Source organism: Clostridium sp. CM036, from assembly GCF_055081135.1.
In genome coordinates this window covers 2,075,198-2,094,440 of the sequence record NZ_CM143652.1, presented here as the reverse complement: position 1 = coordinate 2,094,440, position 19,243 = coordinate 2,075,198, and the positions used below count along the sequence as shown (strand labels likewise).

Sequence of the window (19,243 nt, the reverse complement as noted above, 5' to 3'; positions counted from 1 at the left end):
ATGATTACAAAATTTCAAAATAAAATTAAACCATTAAAAAATGCGATTTTTTAATGGTTTAATATTTGTGATACTATACTATTTTTTTAATTCCGTTTTTCCTGTCAATTTACTTTTGGCATCCATTTTGAATGTAGATTTAGATTCATCAGTAGTAAAATATATATTTCCGTCAACGGTAGCATCTTTTAACTGAAAGTTATTTGCAGAAACATAAAGATCACCTTTGAAAGTCCCATGTTCTATACTGCCGTTAACACTATTGATAGTTAATTTTGGAACAGTTAAAGTGAATCTAGCAGTTATGTTTTTATTCTCATCTTGGCTGTATAGAGCTATCTTACGTTGTATAATATCTTTGCCACTATCATCTTTTTTACCGTTTTTATACTCACCATCAACTACAAGATCTTTATCAATAGCTAAATCCTTTGTTATTGCAATAATCCATGTCCCCTTGCTACTTATAGCCTTTTCAAAAGTAGCTGTAGTATTTACTATTGAAGCTGTAGTTACTACATTTGGGGTTGTTTCTGGCGGTGTTGTTTGTTTTGGGGGTGCAGGTTGCTTAGCACATCCTACAAACAACACAGTTAATAGAGCTGATGTTAATAGTACAATTTTTGATTTCATGAAAAATCCTCCTTATTAGTAAAATAATTATCGGTTTAAATGTAGTATAACCAAAATCATAAAAATTCATGTTTTTAAATAAATTATATTTAAGTAAAAGTCAGATATGATTATTTTGAGATAATTGTTTTGATTTAGTTCTCATAATTATCTTTATATAATAATATTACTAGTATAGCGGTTATAAAGATTATTATCATTGAAGTAAATAGAAAAGCAGATAGATGAAACTAAACATTAGATTTCATACGCTGTTTTTTATGGTATAATTTTCTTGGATGTACTAATAATAAATTATAAATAAAGTAAGCAAAATCAATCCGTGCAGAAGGCTACACGAGATATTGGAAGGAAGTGAGTATTTAGTGAATTTGAGTACTTGTTGTACACTTACTCGCTAAAAATAAATTATGAATAATGAATTATTAGAAAAATATGCTCTTTTATTGGTAAAAACAGGAATTAATATTCAAAAGAATCAAACACTTGTAATCAACTCGCCTATAGAGTGCGCGTCTTTTACTAGAATTGTTTCTCGAAGTGCTTATATAGAGGGTGCTAGGGAAGTAATTATAAATTGGAGGGATGAATTATCCTCAAAAATTAAATTCATGCATGCGCCAGAAGAGGTTTTTGAAGAATATCCGGAATGGCAGAGAGATTTTTACTTATCTAATGCACGAATGGGCGCAGCTTTCTTAAGTATTTCAGCCTCTGATCCTGAACTTATGAAGGATGTTAATCCGCAGAGATTGTCAAAAGCACATAAAGCAGCTAGTACTGCAATAAAAGAATACAGAGATAGGCTTATGAGTAATAAAAATGTATGGTGTGTTGCATCAATTCCAACTTTATCCTGGGCAAAAAAAGTTTTTCCAGAATTATCAGAGGATAAGGCAATGGAAAAACTTTGGAACTCTATATTTAAAACAGTAAGGGTTGATACAGAGGATCCTGTTGCTTCATGGGAAACTCACAAAAGCAATCTAAAAAAAAGTATGGACTTTTTAAATTTGAATAACTTTAAATATTTGCAATATAAAAATTCATTGGGTACTGATCTTAAAATTGAGCTTCCAGAAAATCATTTATGGCTTGGAGGATCAGATTATACCCCAGAGGGCATAGAGTTTATAGCTAATATGCCTACTGAAGAGGTATTTACACTTCCTAAAAAAACTGGAGTTAATGGAATAGTAGTAAGCTCAAAACCTTTAAACTATAATGGAAATCTAATTGAAGAATTTTCACTTACTTTTAAGCAGGGAAGAATTGTAGATTTCAAAGCAAAAAATGGTTATGATATTTTAAAGAGCATTATTGAAACCGATGAAGGATCTTATTATCTTGGTGAAGTGGCTTTAGTACCATATGATTCTCCAATATCAAATTCAAATATACTATTTTATAATACACTTTTTGACGAAAATGCATCTTGCCATTTGGCTATTGGGAAAGCATATCCAGTATGCATAAAAAATGGTGAAAATTTAAGTAGTGAGGAACTTGCAAAACTAGGGGTCAATGATTCCTTTGTGCATGAAGATTTTATGGTTGGCACAGGAGATTTGCAAATAATAGGTATTACAGCAGATGGAAAAGAAATACCTATATTTAAGAGTGGTAATTTTGCATTTTAACCACATTTCAGAAGGAAAGTCTACTACTTCTATAAGCGGGAGGTAACTACCCTAGCAAAAATAAAACTTCAGTGGGATTATAAATATCCTTCTGGAGTTCTTCAAAGCTGTGCAGCTACCCAGGAGATGATTTAAAGGATAGAGATAAATATTATTTCACTATGGTATGATTTTATAATGATATAAAAAAATGATTGTATAAAAAAGTAAAAAAATATTGTACATGCATTCATAATATGTTAATATAAGTATATAATAGTAATTAATAATTGCTATCTAGAGAATCTAATATGATAAACAGCATATCCTCTTTTAAGGAAATTATTGTTAATCAAATTTAGATTTTAATTTCCAAATAAAAGGAGGAATATTTAAAATGGAAGACAAAAACTTAATTTGTAAAGATTGTGGGAAAGAATTCGTATTCACTGAGGGCGAACAAGCTTTCTACAAAGAAAAAGGATTTGAAAATGAACCACAAAGATGTGTTGATTGCAGAAGAGCAAGAAAACAACAAAATGATAATTCATCTTTTAGAAGATAGTATAAATAAGTGCAAAGCCCTATAAAACTTTGGTTTTATAGGGCTTTTTTTATTTTCTAGGAAATTGTAAAAGTGCATAAGGTAGTGAAGTGGAAACTACAAACTAAAAAACTCCAGAAACATTCTGGAGTTTTTCTAGCGATAAAAATATTATTTGTTATGAGATAATTTAGAGCGTTTAGTCAATTTGTCATTATTTGCATCAATTTTCACGCCATTTTCAATTCCTATATCACCACCGCTTTGGGGGAACATTTTTCTCAGTTCGGCGTTAGTTTTTTTATCAGTTTTCATGTGACTTTTATTATTGTCCATAAGTATTACCTCCTTTTATATTAGGGTTATATAATAATATAACCTAATAATCATAAAAATATTTGCATGAGGAAGTTACTATAAATAGTAGAGATATTTTTACCTTTTTAAGTAATTAAGTAAAATAATATTTTGTGAAATTTGTATTTAACAATTTTAAATAGAGGTGTAATATTAATATGGAATATTTTTTATATGATTTAAAAATAATTTAGGAGGAAGTGACGTAATATGCCTTTTAATGTATACGATAGAAATAGGAAATATTTAGGGTTTATTCAAGCTGCATATCCACAATATACAAGTGTATTTATGGTTGCTAACACAGATATTAAGTTGGAAGAGAAGGATTTTAATAAAAGCAAAATAAAATTGGAGTTAGCTAGCTTTTTGGGCTGTAAAAACATTTTAGGGAAAATTAATGAACCAAGATTAAGCAAAAGCATAGATAATGTAATGAGAAAAGAATTTGGAAAATTTAAAGATAATACCTATGAAGAATTGTTGAAATTGGTATATCTTAGAATATTACGTTGTGAAGAAAAATTTCATTATAAAAGCATCCCAAATGAAGAAATCAATGCATATTTCTTGGTGGATATTAATAATGTTATAATTGAAAATGATTCAATAATTATGAATGAGGATACAGTATATGTTAGTAATGAAAAAATAGGAAATGATATTCCTATGGTTGCAAAGATTATTGATTATCCAAGAATACAAATTGATAGCATGACCTCAGGACAGGGGTTGCTATTAGGGGCAGACATTGCAGATTTGGCGGGAAGAAACCATATTCACAGGACAAAACTAAAAATAAAATCAGGAAATTTTGTATGTGATCTTAATTTGCCTGTAGAGTTATACTTGAAAAAGGGTGATACAATTCAAATATATGTATATAATAAGGTTATTAAAAGGATATTTTGCGATGGTATAATATATGAATTCTAATAATGTTTAGAGTTTAATACAAATGAAGACTGGAGAAATGAAAATGTATATCAATGAAACGAAATTAAAAGTAAGGTATGTAGAGACGGATCAAATGGCGATTGTGCATCATTCAAATTATTACGCTTGGTTTGAAGTAGGTAGAACGGAGTATATAACAGAAATAGGCATGACCTATAAACAGGTGGAAGAAAATAATATTATGTTACCAGTGGTAGAGAGCTCTTGTAGGTACATAGAAGGTGCAAAATATGAAGATATAATTATAATTCAAACATTCATGAAAGAGCTAAATAGGGCTAAGGTAATATTCAATTATAATGTTATTAGAGAAAATGACGGGAAAATCTTAGCTAAAGGCAGTACAACTCATGCTTTTGTTAATGAAAAATTTAGAGTTGTAAATCTTAAAAAAGTCAATATGGAGATGTGGAGTGGATTTGAAAAACTCTTTGAAAAGATAGAATAATGTACGATTATTCTATCTTTTCATTATAAATTATTTAACAAGCTTTGAAAAATAATGTTTAGGGATAAAGCCTTTCTTAATACCTTCTGTAACTAGCAAATAGGTTGCAGTAGTATCAAATCTAGCATCGTGAAAATTTGAAGTATCTCCAAAATATTCATTGCTTTTTAAATTTATATGAGTCTCATTTAACTTAAGAAATGTAATAGTTTCTGATAATTTTGGGTTTTTATATCCACCTCTTGAAGTAAGAAGTTTGCATATATCTTTATAATATTTCATTGTACAAAAAGTATGGCTAAGATTTAGCTTATGCCCACAACTTTCAAGTTCATGAGTTAAAAATTTTATATCAAAATTAACATTGTGTCCTATAAGAATGTCTGCGGTTAAAAAGTCATCAATAAAATCTTCGTGAGAATCTTCAAAAGTTTTGCCATTGCTTAGTTTAAATAAAGCCTCTACACTGAAACCATGCACATCTTGCGCAGATGGCTCTATATAATCTACTGTAAAGAAGATATTTTTACCTATTGTTTTTGTTGGTTTATAATTAGTATCAACAAGGATGTAACTTAGTTGACATATATTACCTGGCCTTATGCCAGTAGTTTCTGTATCAAAAAAAATCATTCGCATTAGAGACCCTCCTGTAGTTATCACCTAGGTGTATATTTACAATTAATAGAATAATGTATAAAGGCTATTTAAAGTATTCCAACATTTCGTATTAATTAAAAATAACCTTATAGTAATTATAGCATAGATAATATATCTTTATATATTATAGAATGTTGTATATACTATTTATAAAGCCTTCTTTAATCATGTGTGAAAAATAGACTAAGCTAGTTATTTTTAGATATATTGGGTGAAATGGAGTTAATATGTATGATCGAATTGTTAAGAAATCTTACTAATAATTTAGGGTATGTGATTCTTATTGCTTTTTTCGTTTCTAGGATAGGGAGCTTTAAGAGGATCGTTCAAAAAGATGAGTTCAAAAAAAAAGATCTAATTATGCTCTCGATAATTTTTGGAACATTTGGAATTTTAGGGACCCACACGGGAACAGAGTTTAATGGAGCGATTGCTAACACTAGAATTATTGGAGTAATGGCAGGGGGAATATTATGTGGTCCTTTTGTAGGAATACTTGCAGGGGTTATAGCTGGAATCCACAGGCTACTAGTAGATGTAGGAGGGGTTACATCAATACCTTGTACAATCGTAACTATAATTTCAGGAATAGTTGCAAGTATAATATATAAAAAATCAAATGAAAATAACAAGTGGTTGTATGGGCTAATTGGTGGGATTCTAATTGAAACGTTAGAAATGATTTTAATACTTGTGATGGCACATCCTTTTAGTAGGGCCTTAACAATTGTGGAAAGTATATATTTACCTATGAGCTTTACAAATGCCATAGGAATCGCAATCTTAATATTAATAATTCAAAAAATACATAAGGAAAAGGAAGAAATCGCAGCAAAACAAGCACAAATAGCTTTGGAAATAGCTAATAAAACATTGCCATATTTTAGAAAAATGCAAGAAAATTCATTTGAAGAGATATGTGGAATAATAAAAGATTCAATTCATTCAGATGCAGTATCTATAACAAATAAGGAGTATATATTAGCTCATGTAGGTGTAGGAGCTGATCATCATATAAGAGGAAAACGGATTGTAACAGAAGCTACAAAAAAAGTTATTAGAGAGGGAAACTTACTTTCTTTAACTAATGCAAAACAGATAGATTGTCCTAATGTTAAGTGCAATTTGAAATCCGCAATCATTGCTCCTTTGAAGGAAGGAGACGAAATGATAGGAACATTAAAAATATATTATTGCAGCGAGGATGCAATTTCCTTTAGAAATATAAACTTAGCCGTAGGATTATCCCAACTAATTTCTACTCAATTAGAAATTAGTAAATTAGGAGAGCTAAAGAATATGGCAAATAAGGCTGAAATAAAGGCGTTACAAGCTCAAATAAACCCTCATTTTTTATTTAATGCACTAAATACTATAATTTCATTTATTAGACTTGATCCTAACCGTGCAAGAGAGTTAATTATAAATTTATCCACTTACTTGAGATATAATTTAGAAACAGGAGAAAATCTCGTAGATATTTACCGTGAACTAGAGCAGGTTAAAGCATATATAGAGATAGAAAAAGCAAGGTTTGGAGAAAAACTTCATGTAATTTATGATATTGAAGACGATTTAGATGTCAAGATTCCAAATCTGATCATTCAACCAATAGTTGAAAATTCTATTAAACATGGTATTTTAGAGGGGAAAGGATACGGCAGCGTGACAATTGAAATTAAAAAAATTGCGGCTGGTGACATTACAATAGTAATTGAAGATGATGGAGTTGGAATTTCAAAAGAGATTATAGAAAAAGTCTATGAAGGTAAAATGGAAGAAAATAAAATAGGCATGTCAAATGTTCATAATAGATTAAAGTATATTTATGGTGAAGGATTAAGGATAGAAAGACGTACGAGTGGTACTAGAATCAATTTCAATGTGAGGGAAATAAGGGAGTGACGATATGAATTGTATTATTGTTGATGATGAATATCCTTCAAGAGAGGAGCTAAAGTACTTCATAAATAATTTCAGTAGTATAAAAATAATGGATGAATTTGATGATTCTATTAAGGCATTAGAGTTTATTGAGCAAAACAAACCGGATATTATTTTTTTGGATATCAATATGCCTAAATTAGATGGAATGGCATTAGGTAAAATTATTAATCACTTCCCGAAACATTACCTTATTATTTTTATTACGGCTCATAAAGATTATGCTGTAGATGCATTTGAAATTCAGGCTTATGATTATATATTAAAGCCGTATTCAGAAGAGCGTATAGTTAGTACATTAAAAAATATTGAGAAATTTTTCGATAAAAAAAGTATAAATAATAAAATAACACTTTGGAAAGATAATAAAATGATGGTGAGGAGTATGATTGATATTTCTTATTGTGAAGCAAGAGAAAGAGAAACATTAATTTATATTAAAGGAATGCAATACAATATAAATTGTAGCATTTCTGAGTTCTATAAAAAGCTTCCAGAAGAATTCTTTTTTAGAGGTCATAGATCATATATTATAAATACTGATAAAATAACTGAAATAATTCCATGGTTTAACAATACCTTTATGTTAAAACTGCAAGGTGAAGAAGTACATATACCGGTAAGTAGAAATAATATAATTGAGTTTAAACAACTAATGGGCATATAAAAGTACTCCATGCGCTTTTTTTGTTTTTTCATGTATAAAACTGTATTTAATTCTTAATAATATATTATAATTATGTCAATATAATATAATTATGTTAATAAATTGAAATGTAATTATAAATATTGAGGAGGAGTTAAAATGGTATCGTTTATTTTAGCAATTATCGCCCTTATAGTAGGTTATTTTATTTATGGTACAATTGTAGAAAAGGCCTTTGGGGCAGATGCTGTTGCAGCTCCGCAGGAGATGATTTAAGGCATATGAAAATAAAGATGATTGTTACAAAATAGTATATTAACGGACTTTTTATAAAATATAGACCATATATTGCAAATTTACAAACAATGGGTATATAAAAGCACTTTATGTGCTTTTTTTGTCGTTTCATGTATGAAAGCGTATTCAGTTCTTAAAAATACATTATAATTTAGTTGATAAATAATTAGGGGGAGTTCAAATGGTATCATTTATTTTAGCAATTATAGCGCTTATAGCAGGTTATTTTATTTACGGCACAATTGTAGAAAAAGCTTTTGGAGCAGACGAGTCAATTAAAACACCCGCTGTAAGGCTAGCGGATGGTGTAGATTTTGTTGAAATGCCTGGATGGAAGATTTTCTTAATTCAATTTCTTAACATTGCAGGATTAGGACCTATATTTGGAGCAATTGCAGGTGCAATGTGGGGTCCAGTTGCATTTTTGTGGATTGTCTTTGGATGCATCTTTGCAGGTGGAGTTCATGATTACTTTTCAGGTATGCTATCAGCAAGACATGATGGTGCAAGTATTCCTGAAGTTGTAGGAAAATATCTTGGTAAAGGATTTCAAAACTTTATGAGAGTGTTTTCGGTAATAGTTTTAATACTAGTAGGAGTAGTTTTCGTAACTGGACCAGCAGGTATATTAAAAGATTTAACAGGTATGAATTTTCAACTATTAGTTTATATAATATTCGCATATTATTTACTGGCAACAATGGTTCCAATAGATAAGCTTATTGGAAAAATATATCCTATATTTGGATTTTGCTTGTTGATTATGGCAGTTGGTATTGCTTTTGCTTTAATCTTTGGTAGGTACCATATTCCAGAAGTGACACTATCAAATTTGGTTAATATGCATTCAAATTCAGATAAAAATCCAATATTTCCTATGTTATTCATAACTATTGCTTGTGGTGCTATTTCGGGGTTCCATGCAACTCAATCGCCTTTAATGGCAAGGTGTATAAGTAGTGAAAAACAAGGTAAAAAGATATTTTATGGTTCAATGATCGTGGAAGGTATAGTTGCATTAATTTGGGCAGCGGCAGCAATGAGTTTTTTTGGAGGAGTAGATCAGTTAAATGCTACTATGGCGATTAGTGGTCATACAGCAGCGTGGGTAGTAAACGAATCTTCAATTAGTTTGCTTGGAAAAGTTGGTGGAATCTTGGCTATACTCGGGGTTGTAGCATGTCCTATAACTTCTGGTGATACAGCGTTTAGAAGTGCAAGATTAACTTTGGCTGATGCATTTAAATTTAGTCAAGGTCCTATTAAAAACAGATTTGTAATTAGTATTCCACTATTTGTGGTAGGATTCATATTAACTAAGATGGATTTTGCAATAATATGGAGATACTTTGGATGGTCTAATCAAACTTTAGCTACTATAGTATTATGGACAGCGGGTATGTATATGGTTAGTATGGGTAAAAAACACTGGATGGCAACGGTGCCGGCTACATTTATGACAGCCGTATGTACTTCTTACATCTTAATTGCCCCAGAGGGGTTTAAACTTTCACAAAATATTTCATACACGATCGGGATTATAGGAGCAATTGCAGCAATGGTAATTTTCTTGATTGCATCAAAAAAGGTAGAATTAAAAAGCAACATTAATATATAAAATTTCTTTTGAATCTCATTACAAAATAAAGGCTGTTAACATAAATATTATGTTGACAGCCTTTAAAATTCCTTTAAAATTCCTTTAAAATTCCTTTGAAATTTCATTTTTTACAATTTCACCATTAACCATTACCAATGCTACTTTACTTCTTAAATCAAAGGGATGTCCACTATATATAACAATATCGGCATCCTTTCCAATTTCCAAGCTTCCAACAATGCCATCTATGCCAAGTATTTCTGCAGCATTTATAGTTATTGCCTTAAGGGCCTCTTCTTCATCCATACCCTCTCTTGATGCAATGCCAGCACATACTGGGAGATATTGAAGTGGGATAACAGGATGGTCTGTCATTATGGCTACTTTTATACCCGCTTTTGATAAAATTCCAGGCGTTTTAAAAGTTAAATTTTTAAGTTCTACTTTTGATCTATTAGAAAGCGAAGGACCTAATATTACACCCTTTTGAATGCCTTCTTTTAAATAATCTATAATTAAGTGGCCTTCTGTGCAATGATCAAGGGTTATATCTATATTAAATTCCTTTGCGACTCGAAGAGCAGTAAGGATATCATCAGCTCTATGAGCATGAGCTTTTAGAGGTATTTCTTTTTTTATGACCTTTGCTAAAGCTTCCATTTTCATGTCAAATTCAGGCATTTTATCAGGATTTTCTAAGGCTTTATTTTGTTTTTCTATATACATCTTTGCCTTAATGAGATTTTCTCTTAAAATAGCAGCAGTGCCCATTCTTGTGCTGGGGGATTTTTTCTGAGCATGATATACCCTTTTAGGATTTTCACCAAAGGCGACTTTCATAGCAAGACACTCATTTACAATCATATCATCAATTCTATTTCCATAGGTTTTAATAACCGTAAACTGTCCACCAATTACATTGGCGCTACCTGGACCAGTTGCAACGGTTGTTATTCCAGCGTCGATTGCATCTTTGAAACATATATCCATAGGATTAATAGCGTCGATTGCTCTTAAATGAGGGGTAACTGGGTCAACAGCCTCATTACCATCAGCACCTTCAAAGCCCATTCCGTCTTCCCACATTCCAAGATGGCAGTGTGCATCAATCATTCCTGGCATAACAAACTTATTTTTAACATCGATAATTTCTGCGTTACGGGGTGGATTTACGTCATTTGCAATAGCAATAATTTTACCATGATCGATTAAAATCATTCCATTTTCAAAATCCTTATTTGCCATACTGTGTATATTGGCATTTTTAATTAAAATCATATAAACAACTCCTCAATTATTAGATATACTAACATTTCTATAATGAAATTATTATACTAATACTATTATAACATTGATTAGTAAATATTGTAAAAAGATTTTATGGGGAATTTAGAGATTAGATACTATAAAAAAGCTGATTAGAAATTGAAATTTCTAATCAGCTTTTTCGTTTATTCTAAATTATTTTTTTTGAAATTAGAAAGACTTTTTAATATTTAGACAAATGTAACAAAGTAAGTTATCGTCTGTGTTCAACCAAATCAATTGCTCCTAACACAATGTGAGCAAGCCCGAAGCCAATAACACCTGCTTCAATCATAGGAAGCATATTTTTTTTATTCATACTGTTTTTTGAAAATGATGCTCCAGCCGTAGTAACAACTGCACCTAACATAGTTGGAATTAATCCTTCACGCATATTAAAAGACCTCCCTTTTTAATAATATGTTAATATATTTTACAAATATGAGATTATTAATACTATAAAATATATAGAATATAGTCTACATATTATTAAATATGGATTATAATGTATTCACATTTTATATTCATATTTAATAGTTTTAGAATAAAAGTTATCTTCTAGGTAAAAATAAGATATTACAATATTTTATTAAAGTTTAGAGGAGGTAAATAAAAGTCTATGAAAAAAACAAAATTGCCAAAAGGTCAGCATGAAGAGGAAGTTGAAAATATAAAAAATTTGCTTGAAGAAGGCAAGGGCATGATTGAAATTTTAAACTTAACAAGTTTAAATGAAGAGGAAGTCATACAGATTAATGATAAAATTAGAGGAAAGAATAAATAATAAAATGTATTAGTATTAAACAAAATAATATGTAAAAGATAATAAGGTAATGAGGCATATTAAAATAAATTTAAGGAGGAAAAATTATGGCGAAAAAAGGAATGAGTAGACCGCAAGCTCAGCCTAAAGGTGATAATAATAAGAAAATGAAGAAAGACGATGCTAAAAGGGTTCCAGTGGTAGGTAAATAAAGAAAATATAAAAAACTGCTTATTTTATAAGCAGTTTTTTATTATAAATCAATTACCACCATGTTGACTCAACATGGCGGTTAATTATAATTAGGGACTTAGTTGTAATCTAAAATTTGGTAATTATTCATATAACCCAAATCCGGTAATAACAACCATATCCCAATCAGTTTCTTCATTTTTAATCCAATGGTATTCAATGCAAAGTTCTTTTAACCAGGCATTAAGGCCACTACTTTTCTTGCTTACGTTCGGGGATTGTCTTCCAAAATTTTCCCTAATCATTTCAAGTAATTCTATTTGGTCTTCTTTTCCTAGCTCTTTATCTAGCATGTCGTCTATAACGTCACAACACTTTTCATAACATTTTTTGTCTTCAACATACAATTCGTCCGCAAGTAGCTGTCTTTTATTATTTAAAGTGTGTTGTACATTTTTAATTTCATCTAAATTTGATAAGTATTTCTTAGCTATGTTCATAGCGGAAATCTCATTATCTATTCTAACTATTGCTCTTTCTAATTTTGCATTTCTCATTTTAATCTTCCTACTTTACATTTTTTATTTAGTCATTAACTAAGGCATCTTAAAAAAATAACTAGTAAGCATGATAGTCTATTTTTTAGATGGCTAATGACAATAGATTAATTATATCATTAAATTCACTATGATACAAAACTCTACTTAAATAACCTCATCCTAAAAATCAAAATTTTATAAATTAATTAACCCTGGTAATTTATATGGTGTAAAATTAAATTAGTATTATGTATAAAATATCTTTTAAAATTTTAAAAAGTATGGTAAATTTATAAAAACAGAAAATTAAATTAAATATTAGAATGAGATGGGGAGTGGTTATATGAACAGTAGAAAAGAATATTTAAAAGGTGTAACAAAAATTGTGGTAAAGGTAGGAACTTCAACATTAACCCACTCTACAGGATTATTAAATTTTAAACGTATTGAAAATCTTATAAGACAATTGGCAGATATTCATAATCAAGGAATTCAGGTTGTACTAGTCACCTCTGGAGCGATAGGAGCAGGCATGGGGAAATTAGGGTTTACGGTGAGGCCGGAAACAATACCAGAAAAGCAGGCAGCGGCCGCTGTAGGTCAAGGCATTTTAATTCACATGTATGAAAAGTTTTTTTCAGAGTATGGAAAGACTATAGCACAGATTCTTTTAACAAAAGAGGATATCGTAGATAATACAAGATATCTAAATGCCCATAATACGTTTTTGACGTTACTATCTCAGGGGGTTATACCTGTAGTAAATGAAAATGATGCTGTAATCGTTGATGAAATAATGTTTGGAGACAATGACACATTATCTGCAATGGTAACAAGTCTAATAGGTGCGGATTTATTGATAATACTTTCCGATATTGATGGATTGTATGACTCAAACCCTAGGACAAATTCTGATGCGAAAATCATTTATAATGTATCCGAGATTACTGATGAAATTAAGGAATCTGCAGAAGGTGTAGGGTCAAATCTTGGAACTGGGGGTATGGCAACTAAGATTAAGGCAGCAGAAATTGTAGTAGCTGCAAATGCATCTATGATTATTGCAGAAGGCTCTGAACCTAATATTATTAATGATATTTTAGAAGGTCGTGAAGTAGGGACATTATTCGAAAGAAATACAAAAACCATGAGCGAGAGATAGAATAGGTTACACATTGTAATAGCATAGCTGTTATCTATGCTATAAAGCGCCAAGGAGGAGAAAAATTGAATTTTGAAGATTATATTATAAATATAGGCAGACGTGCTAAAGATGCGTCTAGAATCATGGTTACTGCTAGCACTAATGCGAAAAATAATGCACTTTTACATATGGCAAAAGCTTTAATAAACAGTGAAAACGCTATAATTGAAGCAAATATTAAGGATATGGAATTAGGTAAGAAAAATAATTTGTCTGTTGCAATGCTGGATAGATTAATGATTAATCAGCAGAGAATTGAAAATATGGCTGAGGGACTTAAAAATGTTGCATCACTTCCTGATCCTATAGGTGACGGAATAAAAAGATGGAAAAGACCAAATGATTTAGATATTTCCATGGTAAGAGTTCCATTGGGCGTTATAGGTATGATATATGAGTCAAGGCCAAATGTAACTGTAGATGCAGCAGCTTTATGCTTAAAGGCAGGTAATTCAATAATACTCAGAGGAGGTTCAGAGGCTATAAATACTAATATGGCTTTAGCTAAAGTTATTAAAAAAGCTGCTACTTTCGCAGGACTACCAGAAGGGTGTATTCAGCTTATTGAAATGGTGGATAGAGAATTAGTAAATAAGTTAGTAAAGCTTAATGATTACGTAGATGTAATTATTCCTAGAGGTGGCGCTGGACTTAAAAAAGCCATTATAGCAAATGCTACTGTACCAGTAATCGAGACAGGGCTAGGTATTTGTCATATATATGTGGATTCAGAGGCTGATTTAGGTATGGCGGAAGAAATAGTAGTTAACGCTAAAACTCAAAGACCGGGAGTATGTAATGCAGTAGAAACAGTACTTGTACATGAAAATATTGCTAGTGAGTTTTTACCAAGGCTTGCACAAAGACTTTATGGATTAGGTGTGGAAATTAGAGTATGTGAAAAAGGAATTGAAATTATTAAAGATGCGAAGGCTGCGATCGACGCGGATTGGGATACTGAGTATTTGGATTTAATAGTTTCAATTAAAGTTGTTGAGTCAATGGAAGAAGCTATTGACCATATTTTTAAATACGGAACAAAACATTCAGAAGCTATAATAACTAATAATTATAGAAATTCGCAGAGATTTTTAATGCAAGTAGATGCCTCTTGTGTATATGTAAATGCTTCTACAAGATTTACAGATGGCGCAGAATTTGGATTTGGTGCAGAAATAGGTATAAGCAATCAAAAACTTCATGCTAGGGGCCCAATGGGGCTTGAGCAGTTAACAACTACAAAATATCTTATATATGGAGATGGGCAAGTTAGGGAATAATGAGCTACCTCAAAAGTAAAATTTATGTAGGGTAACTAAAATCATATTAATATTTTAAATTAAAAATAGTAAAAGCACTGCCAATATTATTGAGTTTCAATAATATTGACAGTGCTTTTTTAGATTTTAGTATTTTTTGTACATAGCTTTAAACATTCACCACAGCCCTTAATTATATTGGAATGCAACAATTCCATTTCTTGTCCATTTGCCAAGGCTGCAGAAATAGCTAAGGGGTTAAAAGTTTTGTAAATCATTGACTTTTATTTGTCAAGATGGTAATCTTGACGAAGGGTATAATAGGAAAAAAAACAATATTTTTACAAAAAAATAACAGAGCGTTAGTTATTTATAAATATTCTAAATGAATCTAGAAAACGTATACGAAAGGTAACTATATTTATTGTATGCATCCTAAAAAAAGGCGTAATAAATATAGTAAGTAGGATTATATTATTCATTCCTTTGTAGTATTTTGAATTATCACAATGTCTAGAGTACAAATACAGTCTCCATTATTGTAAATTTATTTATAATTTAATTATAAAAGGGGGATATATTCTATGAGGACAGTAAATTCACCTAGAAACAACGATGGTATCTTGTATAAGATAAACGACAAACCACCAATCCACATTACAATCATACTTGCTTTTCAACACATTATGGCGGCGTTCGGAGGTATTGTAGCAGTTCCACTAATAGTTGGAGGTGCTTTAGGACTACCAGTGAAAGACATTGCATTTTTAGTAAGTGCCGCATTATTTGCAGCGGGCATCGCTACATTTATTCAAGCCAAAGGAATTGGTCCTGTAGGGTCTAAACTTCCATGTGTTATGGGAACTGATTTTACATTTGTTGGACCATCTATAGCAGTAGGTTCTGCTTTCGGGTTGCCGGGAATGTTTGGTGCAACAATAATGGGATCTTTCATTGAGATTTTTTTAAGTTATTTTATTAAACCACTGAGGAAGTTTTTTCCACCAATTGTAACGGGAACTGTTGTTATGTTAATTGGTTTAACTTTAATACCTGTATCAATAGATTGGGCTGCTGGTGGAGTCGGATCTAAAGATTATGGAAGCGTGAGGAATGTATGTATAGCGTTTGCGGTTATGTTAGTAATTGCTTTATTAAATAGATACGGTAAAGGACTCATTTCTTCTGCATCAGTTATAATTGGTCTGGTATTTGGATACACAATATGTTTTCCATTAGGAATGCTTGATTTTTCAGCAATTGCAAATGCTAGCTGGATTGAATTTCCAACAATTTTCAAATATGGTGTTGCCTTTAAGCTCAGTGCATTTGTTGCATTTATTACAGCGTATCTAGTAACAACTGTTGAGACGGTAGGATGTCTTATGGCTGTTGGTGAAGCAGCGGGAAAAGAGGTAACTTCAGAAGAACTTTCAAAAGGTATACTTGCCGATGGTGTTGGGTCTCTTATAGCAGGATTTATTAATGCTGGGCCTAATACATCATTTTCGCAGAATGTTGGGCTTATACCACTTACTAAAGTTGCAAGTAGATTTGTAGTTGCTGTTGCTGGAATTATTTTAATGGGACTAGGTATATTTCCTAAAATTGGTGCCCTTATTGCAATTATGCCAAGCCCGGTTTTAGGTGGTGCCGGTATTATAATGTTTGGAATGATAGTATCAGCGGGAATTAAGACTATTAAAGGTGTAGAACTTAACAACAGAAATATGCTTATACTTGCGATTTCAATTGGAATAGGGTTAGGAGTTACTGTAAGGCCAGACCTTTTAAATAGTATGCCGTCAGCAGTTAAAAGTTTCTTTTCTTCAGGTATAAGTGCAGGTACAGTGTCAGCTCTATTACTTAATTTTGTATTAAAAGAAGAATCGAAAGCTAACTTAGATTCAAAAACAGTTTCACAATAAAAAATATTATTAGATCATAAGAGGTTATTGAATATAATAAGGACGCATTTATATAAGGAGGGAAAAAAATGAGTATTGGGAAAAGTATTAAGAGGGTTGATGCTTTTGATAAAGTAACTGGACGGGCACTATATACAGATGATTTTCAATTAAATAATGCTCTAGTTGCTAAAGTTCTTCATAGTAAAATTGCGAATGGTCTTGTTAAAGCTATTGATACTACAGAGGCGATGAAACTTCCAGGGGTTGTAAAAATTGTAACTTGTTTTGATGTTCCTGATATTAAATTTCCAACAGCTGGGCATCCTTTTTCAATTGACCCGAGTCATGCGGATATTGCAGACCGAAAGTTACTTAATCAAAGAGTTAGATATTATGGTGATGACATAGCAGCTGTAGTTGCTAAAGATAATGTAATTGCAACAAGAGCAATTAATCTTATAAAAGTTAAATACGATGAATATGAACCATTAATGTCCATAGAAGCTGCCTTAAAAGAAGGGGCAAAAGCAATCAATGAAGATTACCCTGATAATATTCTTTCGCATACAAGTTATGAAATGGGTAATTATGATAATGCGATAAAAGAACAAGGACTTATTGTTTTTGAAGGGGAATACGAAACTCCGGCCGTTAAACATTGCCAGATTGAAAATCCAATTTCCTATGCATATGAAGAGGGAAAAAGAATTGTTGTTGTTTCATCAACTCAAATCCCTCATATTACAAGACGTGTAATTGGTCAAGCACTTGGTGTTGATTGGGGTAAAATCAGAGTTATTAAGCCATATATAGGGGGTGGGTTTGGGAATAAACAAGATGTTCTTTATGAACCACTTAATGCATATTTATGTAAGGCTATCGGTGGTAGATGTGTCAAACTTGATCTGACCCGGGAAGAGGATTTTGCTAATACCCGCGTGCGTACTGCCATGAAAATCAAAATTAAAAGTTATCTAAGATCAAATGGACGATTTGTTGCAAGAAAAGTTGAAATATATGGTAATAAAGGCGCTTATGCATCACATGGACATAGTGTAACAAATAAAGCTGGCCACGCATTTAAACAGATATATCAAGATGCGGTTGCAACTAAAGGGGATATGTATTCGGTATTTACGAATATGCCTCCATCTGGTGCCATGCGTGGTTATGGGATACCACAAATCACTTTTGCGCTTGAATCCCATATGGATGATATTGCAATAAAACTTGGGTTAGACAGGATTGAAATAAGAAAACTTAATGCTATGAAAGTAGGTTTTGTTGATAATCAGGTTAAATGCAATTGTAATGGTCTTTACGAATGTATCGAAAAAGGTAGAAAATATATTGATTGGGACAATAAACTTAAAGAATACCAAAATCAAACAGGGCCTGTAAGAAAAGGTGTTGGTATGGCAATATTTAGTTATGCAACAGGTGTTTATCCAATATCACTCGAAACAGCATCTTGTAGGATTGTGCTTAATCAAGATGGTTCTGTTCAAGTTCAAATGGGTGCGACAGAGATAGGTCAGGGGGCAGATACGGTATTTAGTCAAATGGTATCAGAGGTTCTTACTATTCCAATTGAAAATGTCCATATGATATCAACTCAAGATACAGATATTACACCATTTGACACAGGCGCTTATGCATCGAGGCAGTCTTATGTATCAGGGATGGCCGCTAAAAAAACTGCTATAAAGCTCAAAGAAAAAATAATTGAGCACGCAAATTTCATGTTAAAAGTTCCATCAGGAAATATTGATCTTAAAGATAATAATATTATAAACAAGGAAACTGGTGAAGTTTTAGCATCACTTAAAGAAGTTGCTATTCATGCACTTTACAATGTAGAAAGATCAATTCATATAACAGCTGAAGAAACAAACCAATGTAAATCAAATACGTTTTCCTTTGGAGTATGTTTTGTCGATGTTGAAGTTGATATTCCCGTTGGTAAAATTAAAGTTATTAAAGTTATTAATGTACATGATTCTGGTAAAATTATTAATCCAGCACTTGCAGAAGCCCAGGTACATGGTGGTATGAGCATGGGACTCGGTTATGGTTTAAGTGAGCAGCTATTGTTTAATGAAAAGACTGGCAAACTACTTAATGACAATTTACTAGATTATAAATTTCCAACTATGATGGATACACCACACCTGGAAGCACAGTTTGCGCAAACATATGATGTGTCAGGGCCTTTTGGTAACAAGGCACTAGGAGAACCGCCTGCGATCCCCGTTGCACCTGCAATTAGAAATGCTGTGCTAAATGCTACAGGAGTTCAGTTCAATGTTGCTCCGTTAACGCCACAAAGACTTGTAGAAAAATTTAAGAATCAAAATTTGATATAA

18 protein-coding genes are annotated in these 19,243 nt (G+C 31.5%); 12 read left to right on the top strand and 6 right to left on the bottom strand.

Annotated features, from left to right (window positions below; all coding sequences use genetic code 11):
* Nucleotides 1–78: 78 nt before the first annotated feature.
* Nucleotides 79–633 carry a hypothetical protein gene (locus ACWJKE_RS09780; protein ID WP_216303180.1) on the bottom strand — a complete coding sequence of 185 codons (555 nt, stop codon included), beginning with the start codon at nt 631–633 and terminating at the stop codon, nt 79–81.
* A 410-nt stretch (nt 634–1,043) separates the two neighbouring features.
* Here ACWJKE_RS09780 and ACWJKE_RS09775 point away from each other — a divergent pair, with 410 nt between their 5' ends.
* Nucleotides 1,044–2,273 carry an aminopeptidase gene (locus ACWJKE_RS09775; protein ID WP_187351415.1) on the top strand — a complete coding sequence of 410 codons (1,230 nt, stop codon included), beginning with the start codon at nt 1,044–1,046 and terminating at the stop codon, nt 2,271–2,273.
* Nucleotides 2,274–2,649: 376 nt separating this feature from the next.
* Complete coding sequence (locus tag ACWJKE_RS09770) at nt 2,650–2,817, top strand: zinc-ribbon domain-containing protein (RefSeq protein WP_165412632.1); 168 nt, start codon at nt 2,650–2,652, stop codon at nt 2,815–2,817.
* 150 nt (nt 2,818–2,967) lie between these two features.
* Here the strand turns inward: ACWJKE_RS09770 and ACWJKE_RS09765 are convergent, their stop codons facing one another.
* Nucleotides 2,968–3,132: a hypothetical protein gene (locus ACWJKE_RS09765; protein WP_165412633.1), complete on the bottom strand. Its 165-nt coding sequence runs from the start codon at nt 3,130–3,132 to the stop codon at nt 2,968–2,970.
* A 231-nt stretch (nt 3,133–3,363) separates the two neighbouring features.
* On the opposite strand from ACWJKE_RS09765, the gene ACWJKE_RS09760 reads away from it, so the two are divergent.
* A complete protein-coding gene (locus ACWJKE_RS09760; protein WP_216303179.1) occupies nt 3,364–4,089 on the top strand; it encodes a hypothetical protein in 726 nt (241 codons plus the stop codon).
* Nucleotides 4,090–4,132: 43 nt separating this feature from the next.
* On the top strand, nt 4,133–4,558 hold the full coding sequence (locus ACWJKE_RS09755) for an acyl-CoA thioesterase (protein ID WP_220286745.1): 426 nt from the start codon (nt 4,133–4,135) through the stop codon (nt 4,556–4,558).
* A 30-nt stretch (nt 4,559–4,588) separates the two neighbouring features.
* Here ACWJKE_RS09755 and ACWJKE_RS09750 read toward each other — a convergent pair whose 3' ends face one another.
* Nucleotides 4,589–5,197, bottom strand: coding sequence for a 3'-5' exonuclease (locus ACWJKE_RS09750; protein ID WP_220286744.1), 609 nt, complete (start codon nt 5,195–5,197; stop codon nt 4,589–4,591).
* A 252-nt stretch (nt 5,198–5,449) separates the two neighbouring features.
* Here ACWJKE_RS09750 and ACWJKE_RS09745 point away from each other — a divergent pair, with 252 nt between their 5' ends.
* The 3 genes from ACWJKE_RS09745 (at nt 5,450) to ACWJKE_RS09735 (ending at nt 9,723) form a co-directional block, all read left to right on the top strand.
* Nucleotides 5,450–7,123 (top strand): sensor histidine kinase, encoded by a 1,674-nt coding sequence (locus ACWJKE_RS09745; protein ID WP_220286743.1) that lies wholly within the window; start codon nt 5,450–5,452, stop codon nt 7,121–7,123.
* 4 nt (nt 7,124–7,127) lie between these two features.
* Complete coding sequence (locus ACWJKE_RS09740) at nt 7,128–7,829, top strand: LytR/AlgR family response regulator transcription factor (protein ID WP_216303175.1); 702 nt, start codon at nt 7,128–7,130, stop codon at nt 7,827–7,829.
* Between the two features lie 457 nt (nt 7,830–8,286).
* Nucleotides 8,287–9,723, top strand: a complete 1,437-nt coding sequence (locus ACWJKE_RS09735) for a carbon starvation CstA family protein (protein ID WP_216303174.1) — start codon at nt 8,287–8,289, stop codon at nt 9,721–9,723.
* An 84-nt stretch (nt 9,724–9,807) separates the two neighbouring features.
* On the opposite strand, the gene ACWJKE_RS09730 is transcribed toward ACWJKE_RS09735, so the two are convergent.
* On the bottom strand, nt 9,808–10,983 hold the full coding sequence (locus tag ACWJKE_RS09730) for an amidohydrolase (protein WP_220286742.1): 1,176 nt from the start codon (nt 10,981–10,983) through the stop codon (nt 9,808–9,810).
* Between the two features lie 241 nt (nt 10,984–11,224).
* A complete protein-coding gene (locus ACWJKE_RS09725) occupies nt 11,225–11,404 on the bottom strand; it encodes an asparagine synthase (RefSeq protein ID WP_216304641.1) in 180 nt (59 codons plus the stop codon).
* A 225-nt stretch (nt 11,405–11,629) separates the two neighbouring features.
* On the opposite strand from ACWJKE_RS09725, the gene ACWJKE_RS09720 reads away from it, so the two are divergent.
* Nucleotides 11,630–11,794: a hypothetical protein gene (locus ACWJKE_RS09720; RefSeq protein WP_165412643.1), complete on the top strand. Its 165-nt coding sequence runs from the start codon at nt 11,630–11,632 to the stop codon at nt 11,792–11,794.
* 314 nt (nt 11,795–12,108) lie between these two features.
* Here ACWJKE_RS09720 and ACWJKE_RS09715 read toward each other — a convergent pair whose 3' ends face one another.
* Nucleotides 12,109–12,522 carry a hypothetical protein gene (locus ACWJKE_RS09715; protein ID WP_165412644.1) on the bottom strand — a complete coding sequence of 138 codons (414 nt, stop codon included), beginning with the start codon at nt 12,520–12,522 and terminating at the stop codon, nt 12,109–12,111.
* 325 nt (nt 12,523–12,847) lie between these two features.
* On the opposite strand from ACWJKE_RS09715, the gene proB reads away from it, so the two are divergent.
* The 4 genes from proB (at nt 12,848) to xdhA (ending at nt 19,243) form a co-directional block, all read left to right on the top strand.
* The gene (gene proB / locus ACWJKE_RS09710; protein ID WP_216304244.1) at nt 12,848–13,666 is read left to right on the top strand and encodes a glutamate 5-kinase; all 819 of its coding nucleotides are present in this window, start codon (nt 12,848–12,850) and stop codon (nt 13,664–13,666) included.
* A gap of 65 nt (nt 13,667–13,731) precedes the next feature.
* Nucleotides 13,732–14,988, top strand: coding sequence for a glutamate-5-semialdehyde dehydrogenase (locus tag ACWJKE_RS09705; protein ID WP_462958758.1), 1,257 nt, complete (start codon nt 13,732–13,734; stop codon nt 14,986–14,988).
* 563 nt (nt 14,989–15,551) lie between these two features.
* Nucleotides 15,552–16,895 (top strand): nucleobase:cation symporter-2 family protein, encoded by a 1,344-nt coding sequence (locus ACWJKE_RS09700; RefSeq protein ID WP_220286740.1) that lies wholly within the window; start codon nt 15,552–15,554, stop codon nt 16,893–16,895.
* A gap of 68 nt (nt 16,896–16,963) precedes the next feature.
* Nucleotides 16,964–19,243 (top strand): xanthine dehydrogenase subunit XdhA, encoded by a 2,280-nt coding sequence (gene xdhA / locus ACWJKE_RS09695; RefSeq protein WP_462958757.1) that lies wholly within the window; start codon nt 16,964–16,966, stop codon nt 19,241–19,243.